Annotated in this window: 9 protein-coding genes and 1 pseudogene; 4 read left to right on the plus strand and 6 right to left on the minus strand. The window is 46.8% G+C overall.

Annotated features, from left to right (window positions below; genetic code table 11):
* Positions 1–129 precede the first annotated feature (129 nt).
* Positions 130–1,479, plus strand: a complete 1,350-nt coding sequence (locus tag EKM75_RS01600; protein WP_125691481.1) for a Mur ligase family protein — start codon at positions 130–132, stop codon at positions 1,477–1,479.
* Positions 1,476–2,180, plus strand: coding sequence for a type 1 glutamine amidotransferase (locus tag EKM75_RS01605; RefSeq protein WP_125691483.1), 705 nt, complete (start codon positions 1,476–1,478; stop codon positions 2,178–2,180). Before EKM75_RS01600 ends, EKM75_RS01605 begins: the two co-directional genes overlap by 4 nt.
* Before the next feature lie 81 nt (positions 2,181–2,261).
* On the opposite strand, the gene EKM75_RS01610 is transcribed toward EKM75_RS01605, so the two are convergent.
* From EKM75_RS01610 to EKM75_RS01625, 4 genes and pseudogenes are all read right to left on the minus strand, one after another.
* Complete coding sequence (locus EKM75_RS01610) at positions 2,262–3,386, minus strand: zinc-ribbon domain-containing protein (RefSeq protein ID WP_125691485.1); 1,125 nt, start codon at positions 3,384–3,386, stop codon at positions 2,262–2,264.
* A gap of 266 nt (positions 3,387–3,652) precedes the next feature.
* Complete coding sequence (locus EKM75_RS01615) at positions 3,653–4,663, minus strand: serine hydrolase domain-containing protein (protein WP_125691487.1); 1,011 nt, start codon at positions 4,661–4,663, stop codon at positions 3,653–3,655.
* Positions 4,664–4,974: 311 nt separating this feature from the next.
* Positions 4,975–6,816, minus strand: coding sequence for an ABC transporter ATP-binding protein (locus EKM75_RS01620; RefSeq protein ID WP_125691489.1), 1,842 nt, complete (start codon positions 6,814–6,816; stop codon positions 4,975–4,977).
* A pseudogene (locus EKM75_RS01625) lies at positions 6,809–8,543 on the minus strand (ABC transporter ATP-binding protein). The gene EKM75_RS01620 and the pseudogene EKM75_RS01625 overlap by 8 nt, the downstream one beginning before the upstream one ends.
* Positions 8,544–8,715: 172 nt before the next feature.
* Here EKM75_RS01625 and EKM75_RS01630 point away from each other — a divergent pair.
* Positions 8,716–9,045, plus strand: a complete 330-nt coding sequence (locus EKM75_RS01630; RefSeq protein WP_125681937.1) for a hypothetical protein — start codon at positions 8,716–8,718, stop codon at positions 9,043–9,045.
* 116 nt (positions 9,046–9,161) lie between these two features.
* On the opposite strand, the gene EKM75_RS01635 is transcribed toward EKM75_RS01630, so the two are convergent.
* On the minus strand, positions 9,162–9,368 hold the full coding sequence (locus tag EKM75_RS01635; protein ID WP_125691491.1) for a hypothetical protein: 207 nt from the start codon (positions 9,366–9,368) through the stop codon (positions 9,162–9,164).
* A gap of 101 nt (positions 9,369–9,469) precedes the next feature.
* Positions 9,470–10,594: a GGDEF domain-containing protein gene (locus EKM75_RS01640; RefSeq protein WP_125691493.1), complete on the minus strand. Its 1,125-nt coding sequence runs from the start codon at positions 10,592–10,594 to the stop codon at positions 9,470–9,472.
* Between the two features lie 287 nt (positions 10,595–10,881).
* Here EKM75_RS01640 and EKM75_RS01645 point away from each other — a divergent pair, with 287 nt between their 5' ends.
* On the plus strand, positions 10,882–11,544 hold the full coding sequence (locus tag EKM75_RS01645) for an EAL domain-containing protein (protein ID WP_125691495.1): 663 nt from the start codon (positions 10,882–10,884) through the stop codon (positions 11,542–11,544).
* The last annotated feature ends 308 nt before the right edge of the window (positions 11,545–11,852 follow it).

Below are 11,852 nucleotides of genomic sequence, written 5' to 3' on the forward strand. Positions count from 1 at the left end.
TTCCTTGCGTTTTCGCAAAATTAAAGCAGGTTTCTCCCCTAAACGTTGAAAAAATGCTAGAATTAAGGCTTGGATATTCAATAGTACGATATTAAAAAAATCTTGTCGTGATTAAGGAGCGAAATGTTCATGTCATTCAGAAGCGGCTTTGCCACCTTCGCCGGGAAATCCTCTTACTGGTTTCTCCACACATTTCTACACGGAGGGAGTTCCCTCCCCGGAAAAATTACGTTAAAGCTTGACCCCAACATTCTGAAAAGTCTGGGTGCCAAGTATGATGTTATTGTTATTACGGGAACTAACGGAAAAACGCTGACCACCGCACTGACGGTCTCCGTCCTCCACGAAAAATACCCCACTATTCTGACAAACCCGACCGGTTCTAACATGGAACAAGGAATCGTAACCACCTTCCTGAATGCTAAGAACCCCAAGACTGGGCGTCCATTGGCCGTATTAGAGGTCGATGAAGCTAACGTTATCAAGGTTACCCAATACATTGAACCTAAGGCCTTCGTCTTCACCAATATCTTCCGAGACCAGATGGACCGTTATGGTGAAATCTACACCACTTTCCAGAAAATTTTGGACGGCGTCGCCCTGGCCCCCAACGCAACGATCATTGCTAATGGTGATTCACCTATTTTTCACTCTAAAGAGTTGCCTAATCCCATTCAGTATTATGGGTTCGATAACGAGCCGGATGGTGACTTCAAGGCTAAACCCAACACAGACGGTGTGTTATGCCCCAACTGTGAACACATTTTGCACTATCATTCATTGACCTATAGTAATCAAGGGAAGTACTTCTGCCCTAACTGTGGTTTCTCTCGGCCAGAGTTGACCTACCGATTGACCAAATTAGGCGAACAAACGCCCACGTCTTCGGAATTTGACGTCGACAACCATCCCTTCAAGATTCAGGTTGGAGGAACTTATAACATCTACAACGCACTCGCAGCCTACTCAGTGGGTCGCTTCATGGGCGTTGAGCCCGATTTGATTGCCAAGGCATTTGATACGAACGAACAGGTCTTTGGTCGACAAGAAGTCATCGACGTTGATGGCAAACATGTGACCATCATCTTAGTTAAAAATCCCGTTGGCTTAGACCAAGTCCTGCACATGATTGGCACGGACACCCACCCCTTCTCATTGGTTGGCCTGCTCAACGCCAACTATGCGGACGGCATCGACACCAGCTGGATCTGGGACGGTGACTTTGAACAGCTGACCAACCGTGAAATTCCAACCGTTATTACTGGTGGTGAACGCTATAAAGACATTACCTTCCGGTTGAAAGTGGCGGGGATTCCAGACGAGAACCACATCGTGGAACCCGACTTAGAAAAGGTGGTCGACCAAATTAAACAGGTCTCCACCGATCACGTTTACGTACTGGCCACCTACACGGCAATGCTTCAGTTACGAAAGATTTTGGCCTCAAAGGGCTACATCAAGGAGGGACTCGGCGTATGACCTACGAATTAAACGTCGCTCATCTCTATGGCGACCTCATGAACACTTACGGGGATGTCGGTAATATTTTGGCACTTAACTACTATGCCAAACAAATGGACGTTAAGCTGAACGTTAAAATTGTCAGCTTGGAAGAAGATTTTAAAGCCGCCGATTACGACCTCGCCTTCTTTGGCGGTGGCCAAGACTTTGAACAAACCATCGTCTCCCAAGACATTCAGACGAAAAAAGCTGAGCTGACTGAGTTCATCGAGTCAGACGGTCCCCTGTTGGCCATCTGTGGGGGCTTCCAGTTATTGGGCCACTACTATATCGGTGCTGACGGTGAAAAGCTGCCTGGTATTGGGGCGCTTGACCACTATACCGACAAGCAAGACAACCACCGATTTATTGGGGATATTGTCATTAAGAATCAAGAAACCGGCGAAACCTATCACGGTTTTGAAAACCATCAGGGAATTACCTTCCTAGGTAAAGGTGAACGACCTCTAGGCAACGTGGTATCTGGTAAAGGAAATAACGGTGAGGATGGCACAGAAGGCGCCATTTACAAGAACGTCTACTGCTCCTACTTCCACGGTCCAATCCTGACCCGGAACGGTGACATTGCCAAGCACCTCTTGGTGGCCGCCCTCAAGCGTAAATATCCGGATGCCGACCTTTCTCAACAAGCAGCTTTACCAATTCCAGCAACGTTTTAACAAAAACCACTCCAGCAGATTGTAATAGTCTGCCGAAGTGGTTTTTTTAATTACGATGATAATGTCTAAGTTACAACCCGTTTACTGACGCTTTTTAAAGACTGAAATAAACGCAAATACTGTGACAACGATGCAACCAATAATCGTGATCCAAGCGCTAATACCATATCCAGCACTAAAGAACGAGTTGGAAACACCTCCACCTATTTCATTGTAAAGTTCACTAAACAGCAAAATATACACGATATCATTGATGATGGCTATCACAATGTTAATAATCCGAGCTATCCGACTTGGCAAAATACCCAGGACTAACGTCACAATTGGCAATACCGTCAAAATAACCAACAGCGTCATGGCATTTTGACTAAAGTAATTTCCGAATTGTAACGCCTTGGCCAAGCTCACACTGGTTGAATTGCCGAAGAAACTTTCAGAGGCTTGGAAATAAGGTCCCACGTAAATGGACCCCAAAACAGCTAAGGAACCTAAAACGACCATAATTTCGGTCAATCCCATGGTCAGACTGCCCTGGTTCGTTGGCGCTGCCATACCGGCCTGTCCGTTACTTGGTTGCGTTCCCGTAGCTGTTGATTGCTTAAAGGTCGACGCTGTCTTTGCCTGGATGTTCTGATTGAACTGTGTCCGATACTCTGGATCTTGATAATAGCGGTTTACTTTTTGTTCAAATCTGGTAGCTCCAGTGCCATAAATGCCAGCGACAAGGTACAAAATAACCAGCAACAAGAGAATTAGCCACCACACAATGTGGGCCGCTGTGAATGTAAATAATAGAAATAATACCAAGACGCCTAACCCGGCAGTCACCAGGTTGTTATGAATCCACACACCAATATGGCCCAAGTTGGTCAAATTCAGCATCAGTTCCTGATTCCCTGTATGGGTCACCTGACCACTCGTTGCTTGCGGATTAGCCGTAGCCTGTGACATTGACTCCCGAGTAGCTTGTGGTTGCTCCACCTGTTCGTTAGCTTGTGATTGGGCCACCGTAGCTTGTCCAGCGGTATTCTGTGCCACGGTTGCTTGTGGCTGTGATTGCTGGGGTTGCTCTGCTTTTGGTTGAGATTGCGGCGTTGGTTGGTTCTCACGAACTAAGCTATGCCCACATTGCGGACAAAACTTTCCGTGTTCGACGTTTTCTCGACCACACTGTGAACAGAACCGCAGCAAGGTTTGATTATCCATCTAGTATCTTCCCCTTTTATACATTTTATTTTTGAACTACCTTCTAAGTATAAAATACCTGGACATCGTTTAGCTACAGTTTTATTCACATTCCTTAATCATTTCGTCTGTAAGCGATTTCCATTCAAAAAAAGTACGTGGTTCTTAATATTGACAGTCGAAAAATTGCTAGTTTAAACAAACAATCAGGGCCTGGAACAAAAATTCCAGGCCCTTTTACGCTCCGACCAGATATGTATCTAGTCGAAACCTGTACTAGAAGGTAATTATTTTTCAGCTAAATAGGTCCCAATGACGGCATTTCGCTGATCGAGGTAAACTTCATTGGGTGCATCTGGATGGATGCGATTTGACAGAAATACCATGGCTTGTTGCTGCTGAGGGTCCAGCACCAAATAGGTCCCAGTGAAACCCGAATGCCAGATAATTCGATGTGGCTGTGGCCACTGTGTCCCAGCTAATGCCCAACCAAGGGACCGACCCGCGGTCCCAGTAGGCGTCCAGTCGGTAGTCAATTGGTGAACCCAGTCTGGCGGTAATACACTAGCAACCTGTTCAGGATTCAGATAGGCGTGACAAAAGGTTGCCAGATCCCCAGCCGTGCTGAACAGCCCCGCCGACCCACATCGTCGCTGTAAGACGTAACCCTTGGGATCGTGTACAACACCCCGAACTAGGCCGCGGTCAGCCGTCAGTTCAGTCGGCACACAAGCCAACGGGTTTGACGGAGTGAACGTACTGTGCGTCATTCCCAATGGTGTCAGTACGCGTTTCTGGGCAGCCACCTGAATCGGCTCACCCAATATTTTCTCAACGATCCAGCCTAGGAAAATATAATTGACATCGGCGTAAACCATTTTTTGGTTAAAATTGGGACCCACGTGAAGCTGTAGCAACCCCGCCGTCAGATCGGCGGCCCCCAACTGGTTACGATTGGGGATGTAGCCTACGATGCCGGACGTGTGGGTCAGCAAATGTCGCACCGTCACCCGCTGGTCCTGCCATTCTGGTAACCAATCTGACAATCGATCGGTAAGCTGTAACCGTCCTTGCGCTAATAGCTGAAGAACCACCGTCAGCGTCCCTACGACCTTCGTTAACGATGCCACGTCGAAAACCATCCCTGCTCGCAACGGTTCTGAGCGGGGAACTACTGCTGCCTGCCCCATCTCACCAGTTTCAATATCGTCGTGGTCAATGAAGGCGTAACTGACCCCCGGCACCACGTGGTCCGTGAGCAATCGCTGCAACGCCGCCTTTGTTTGTGGATAAGTCATACCCGCACCTCTTTCTCTTGCCCCATTGTACCCACTGCCCATTCACCCGTGCAACCAAAGTTTTCATAATTTACTCAAATCAAAAACGAGACTCAGCAACTGCTGAACCTCGTTTTTTAGGTTATCGTTTCAGTTACTCAAGGTTGCAAGCACTGAGACGCCTTCTATTCCTGATACAACAAGAATTGGGTATTGGTGTTTAGTCCGAGATAGTGGGAAGTTACTGCCTTACTATTCGCTAAATTTGGACTGGAACGCGGTGGGCAGGGCAAGCCAAAGAGCGGTCTTGCCCCTCGCTTGAAGCCGCAACATTAAGCTAAATTATTACCGGCAAACTGACTGTTGTACAAGTCAGCGTAGAACCCATCGGCAGCCAGCAAGCTGTCATGGTTCCCCGTTTCAATGATGTGCCCGTGGTTCATGACCACAATGTTCTCAGCGCTTTGAATCGTTGACAACCGGTGTGCCACCACAAAGCTCGTTCGTCCGGCCAACAGACGCTTCATTGCGTGTTGAATCAACATTTCCGTCCGCGTATCCACAGAACTCGTTGCTTCATCCAAGATTAGAACGTCTGGGTCGGCCACGAAGGCCCGAGCAATCGTCAACAATTGCCGTTGCCCTTGAGAAATGTTTGTGGCTGCTTCATTCAGCACCGTGTCGTAGCCGTCAGGTAGCTGGCGAATAAAAGTATCCGCGTGAGCAGCCTTGGCAGCAGCGTACACGTCATCATCCGTGGCATCCTCGCGACCATACTTGATGTTATCAAAGATGGACCCGGTGAAGAGCCAAGTATCCTGGAGCACCATGGCAAAATGGCGACGTAAATCCTTCCGATCAACATCCAAGGTATTTTGACCCCGATATTTAATCTGACCTGAACCAACGTCATAAAACCGTTCCAACAGGTTGATGATGGTCGTCTTACCGGCCCCAGTTGGCCCGACAATCGCAACCATTTCACCCGGTTTGACCTTCAAATTGAAGTCAGCAATCAACGGATTACTTTCCACGTACTGGAAGGCCACGTCATCAAATTCGATGACGTTATCGGCCGGCGCAGTATGTTCTGGCAACTTAGCCGTAGCTGTATCAGTCATGTCATCTTCATCTAAAACGCTAAAGATCCGTTCAGCAGAGGCAATCGTCGCCTGAATCGTGTTCGTCAGATTGGCCATCTGCGTGATTGGTTGCGAAAATTGGTTGGTGTATTGCAGAAAGGCCTGCACATTACCCAAAGTAACAGTTCCGTTAGCTACTTGAATTCCCCCAATGACCGCAACGGCCAAGTAATCCAGATTCTTCACAAAGTTCATCAGTGGGAAAATCAGACTGGACACAAATTGTGCTTTCCAAGCTGACTTATAGTACTTTTGGTTGTGCTCTTCAAATTCTTCTTGAGCTGCCTGTTCCCGATTAAACGTTTTGACCACAGTATGGCCAGCATAAGTTTCTTCAACCGTGTTGTTCAGCAACCCCAAGTTCTTTTGTTGACTCGCAAAGAACCGTTGTGACTTAGGGGCAACCACCATCACGACTAATAGACTCAGTGGCACGGAGATCAACGCAACCAACGTCAACCATCCACTGATGGTAAGCATCATGTAAAGCACCCCGAAGAAAGTCAATACACTGGTTACCATCTGTGACAGCGTCTGTTGCAACGTCCCACCGATGTTATCCATATCATTGGCCATCCGGGACATCAGGTCCCCATTACTATGAGTATCGTAGTAACTAATTGGCAACCGTTGCATCTTTTCCTTAAGGTCTCGCCGTAACCGGTAAACGACCTTTTGAGAAATCCAGCTCATAATCAGCTGTTGAACGACCCCAAAAATGGCCGCACCAGCGTACATAATCCCAACAACTAACAGGATATGACCAATCTTACCGAAGTCCACGGGCAAACTGTGAATGCCAATGCCGGCTTTCAGTTCAGCTTGGCCCTTCATCACACCCTTAAAGAGTTCCGTGGTGGCTTCCCCTGAGATTTTTGGCGTCTTAATTTGAAGGACTACTGAGGCAACGGCAAAGACTAAGACTACCAGCAGACTCGGAATCCAGGCCTTCATGTATTTAAAGAGTCGAACCGTCGTCCCCCAGAAATTTTGTGGCCGCTGTTTCGTTGCGGACCCACGTCCATTACGCATCGACCTCATCCCCCTTTCGGAGTTGTGATTCTAGAATTTCTTGATAAGTTTTGTTCGTTGCTTTCAGTTCATCATGCGTCCCCTGACCAACGATCTGGCCACCGTCAATGACCAAAATCAAATCAGCGTCGGCGACGGTTGAAACCCGTTGAGCCACAATAACGGTGACGGCGGATTGGACTTGTTCGTCCTTCCGCAGGTCTTGCCGTAGAAGGGAATCTGTCTTGAAGTCCAAGGCAGAGAACGAATCATCAAAAATATAGACGCTCGCTCGCTTCAAAATCGTTCGAGCAATCACTAACCGTTGTCGTTGACCACCAGAGAAGTTTGCACCATCTTGTTCAACGACACCGTCCAGCCCGCCTTCTTCTTTAATAAAGTCGCTAGCCTGAGCAACGTCTAAAGCGTGCCAGATTTGTGCATCACTGGCATCCTTCATTCCGTAAACCATGTTACTTCTAACGGTCCCAGAAAACAGCACGGCTTTTTGTTGCGTAATGGAAATGGCATCATGCAAAGCTGCTTGACTGGCAGCCGTCAGCGCCGTCCCATTCAGTTTAATTTGACCACTTTCGGGATCAAACAACCGAGGAATCAAGTTAACTAGCGTGGATTTTCCAGAACCAGTCCCCCCAATAATAGCGACAGTCTGACCGGCCGTAGCTGAAAAGTTTACATCAGCCAATGCCAGCTTCTCAGCACCCGTATAACGGAAGTTTACGTGATCAAAGGTTAAGCTTGCTGGACCAGCTGGTAAATCAACGGGTTGATCAGCATCGTTGATCTTCGACTTGAGGTCCATCACTTCATTGATCCGTGCAGCAGAGGCTTGCGCCCGTGGCACGAAAACAAAGACCATCGATACCATCATGAAACTGATCAACAGTTGCGTGGCATATGTCATAAACGCCACTAGGTTCCCAACTTCCATGGCTTGTGAACCAATCAATTGGCCCCCATACCACACGATACCGATGTTTGTGCCACTCACAATTAACGTGATGATTGGGAACATCAATGACACAATCATGAATACTTTAATTCCCGTGTTCGTGTAGTCTTGGTTAGCCCCTTCAAACCGGTCTTGTTCAAACTGATCCTGGTTAAAGGCTCGGATAACCCGCACCCCAGTTAAACCTTCACGAAAGACCAGGTTGATTCGGTCAATCTTCTTTTGCAGACTCTTGAAAAGTGGCACTGCAAAGAACATGATAGCAAAGGTAAACAGGGCTAAGACTGGCAAGGCTACTAAAAAAGACCACCGTCAACCGGGGACTCTTAATGTAGGCCAGAACACCCGCACCCACCAACATAATTGGTGCCATCAGCATCATCCGTAACATCTGAACCATCACGTTTTGAATTTGAACCACATCGTTGGTCGTCCGCGTAATTAATGAAGCGTTACCGACCGTTTCAAACTCTTCCGTTGAAGCAAAGGTTACCTTTTTAAAGATACCTGTTCGAATACGTTGGCCCATCTTTTGCGACTGCGTTGACGCAAAATAAACGTTACCAGCGGCCCCCAGTACTCCAATGAAACTCAAGAGGAGCATTTGGCCACCAGTACGCCAGATATAACCAATGTCATTGTTCGCAATCCCCTTATCAATAATGTTCGAGGTTAGCGTTGGCAGCGACAGGTCACAGGCAACTTGAATAATCATGAATCCCACAGCAAGGACTACTGCCCACCAGTCCAAGTGTTTTCGGGCAAGTCGCATCATTGCAATTTGGCCTTCTTTCTTTTTGGTATACTCTATAAATGTCTAAAACAGCATATGCGATAATTATACACGCATGAAAGCTGTTTGCAATAACGATGTACCAGAGAAATGAAGCACTGGTAAACCCCCAAATATTTGTTACAATGTAGACACCGAAGGGAGCAAGAAAACTGTGGCGAGTAACTCAGATTCAATCTATAACGTTCTAACGTACATCCACCGCCACCAACAAGATGTGTCCTTCATCCAACAGCGTAACAGCAACGTCGTTTCGATTGGCGTCCCTGACACTGTCAAGGTGGCCAATCCAGACATCTACTTCCCAACTGACCGACTGCTAGTCAATCGGATGGATGAAGATTTTCTGGCTAAAAATGGTGACCTGCTGAATGATTTTTTCGACCGAACCAATAGTTCAAAGTTGGACTACTCAGAGGTCTGGATCACAACCGGGTACATTCAAGCCGAACACACTTACTTGGTGGAAATTTCATTTGAATAGTAATCTACACACAAAAAAAGACTGTGACCAACGTCATAGTCTTTTTTGTATTTGAAGGTCATGTAACTGTAGCGCAACGAACAGGTGAACCACCCACCAAGCCGGGCTGTTAGCTTTTAACTAAATAATGCTCGTGAAGCCCAGACGCCACCCCCGATGACCACCACGGCCACCAAGAAGAAGCGGAACAACGCCGCAAAGGCAACTAGTACGACAACACCAATGATCAGCGTCCCCACCAGTCCCAGCAACCAGCCGGCCATACCAAAGACCAACCGCAAAATTGGAAATAGTAAAAGTAATAGTAACAGGCTCAATATCACGATGATCGCTCCATTCTGTCCGGGAATCCCTGACTAGCCATTATTCTACACCAATCAAGTCGGGCAAACACCTATCTTATATTTAGAATTTTATAAAGAAACTAACTGACGGTAATCTGGCGACGACCATGTTCCTTCGAGTGATACAGATTAGCATCGACCCGCTTGTAAAAGTCTAACGGGTTATGATCTGCTGCACTCAATCCGGAAACCCCTACTGAGATGGAAACGCGTAAGATCGTTTCGTTGTACGGAATCTCTAAGCTATCAACTGCATTGAAAACTGCTTGGGCAACGGTCCGTGCCTGCTCCAAATCGCAACGCGGAAGGATAATGTTAAATTCTTCCCCACCCGTTCGATACAACACCATACCGCCGTCAATGGTCTTTAGCGCATCCGTCACAGACCGCGCTACTGCTTTTAAAACTTCATCACCCGCCAAATGGCCATAGGTATCGTTCACCTGTTTGAAGTGATCAATATCAAACATCACCATCGACAGATCTTCATTGTGCACGGAACTATTCTGAAAGCGATAGTTAATAGCCCGGTCGTAAGCTGCAAAGTTTTGGACGTGCGTCAGTGCATCCCAGTTAGCCGATTGGAACAATCGGTCCTTGATGCGCCGATCCTTATCCTGAATCTTGAAGTAACCGTACATGAGGCTTGCCAAGACGGTATAATCGGCAATTTCAATCCAATAAGTCGCCATTCCCAGGTGAAAACGCACAGCGACCAGGCCCCACAGAACCAGGGCAAACGCTACCGCAATCGTGATGTAGCGTGTAAACGGCCAGCGCCACAAATGGATGCTCTGCTGGTAAGAAATCACGTAGAACAACACGAAAATAGTGGTGTAGACCCATGACAGTGGCGCTGTCACGTTACCATTGATCAACATGAAGCCCACTCCGGAAATAAAAATCAACCAGTGCGGGATCTTAAGCTGTAAAAAGTAAGCCACAAATATCAGCAGTAGTAACTGAAAATTGGTGAATGTCCACGAAAGGTGACTGTCGCGAACTAAAAACTGCAGGGCGAAAACGGAAACCACCGCGCAGGTCAGCCCAATGGCAATTTGAACCTTTTTAATGTCGATCGGCTTATTTTGCGATTCGACCTTTGCCGTTACCCAATTAAAAATGGACCAGTAAAGCGTGATAACGCCTAGTACAAAGAAAATACTGGTAATAATTGGGGGAACGAGCCACATCGTCCATGACATAGAACCATTCTCCTTGTAAATTAAATATTTTAACTAACGATTTTGGCAATGATAACGGTAAATCCCATTACCCACCAATAATTATACCGCGTTAATCACACGAATACATCCACTATAAACCTTTTCATATAATGACGCCATTTAAAAATATATATATTCTTATATCAAGTCGAGAACTCCAAAAATCTTTCCCTCAGTTATCTGCTTTCTGTGTTATTCCCCTATTTAAAATGGGAAAAATACAGTATGATGGTAACAGACATTTCAAAAGGAGGCGCGCCAACACCATGTACCGTTACTTTCTCCAGCCACAACTAAACGTTCTCAACAATTCACTAATTGGCTATGAGATGCTCATTCGGCAACGGGTTGCTGACCGCTGGGTTCTCCCCCGCGAGTTTGATACCATTCCAATCGACGTCCAAGCTGACTTAATTCGGCAAACAGCCGAAAAATTACGGCTTAAAGTTGCTTCCGTCTCTTATAACGTCAATCAAACTCAGTTCGTGAACCCCACTATCGCTAAAACTATCGTCGCTGCCCAACGCGCCATCTACCCGGTTACCTTAGTCCTAGAGGTCACAGAGGAACTTACTGATGCCACCATTACCGATGAACAAGTCATCGATCAGGTCCACTACTTCGACGAGCAGGGCATTCAACTCAGCCTCGACGACATCGGTACCGGTATCAATACATACGAACACATTGAACCGATTCTGTCATACGCTAGCGAAATTAAATTTGCCATGCAGAACTTTCGGGAAGCCGGTCGTGAAGACGAAATTCCAGAAGCCCTCAAGTTCTGGAAGAAGATCTCTCAACAGTATCGCCTCCGGCTGATCCTAGAAGGTGTGGAAAATGCCGAGGAAAGCCAACTAGCTGATCAATTGGAGATTCCACTTCGCCAAGGCTGGTATTACGGCAAGCCTCACTTAGTTGCCTTATAATATTCTTCAATGATGTTGTTTGGGCTAGTGGCGCCACTTTTAAATGAACTAATCGGTCAAACATAACCGTCTACCACGCTGGTAGGCGGTTTTTAAGTCGCCCTTAACAACCGTTAATCCATTAATCAAGCCAGCCACCAAATGGCTTCATACCAACGCTAGTGGCAAGAATTCCTCTATAAGTTCAATAGAATTGCACCATTAGTTACTGGCTACGTCGTCCTCTTTTTTAACCGCCATATTTTTTTCTCACAGATGCCCTACTCCAGCCAATTGTCATTATAGTAAATACAGAGCAGTGAATGAAA

The sequence above is a fragment of the Levilactobacillus tongjiangensis genome, from assembly GCF_003946345.1.
In the GTDB taxonomy this organism is placed as follows: domain Bacteria; phylum Bacillota; class Bacilli; order Lactobacillales; family Lactobacillaceae; genus Levilactobacillus; species Levilactobacillus tongjiangensis.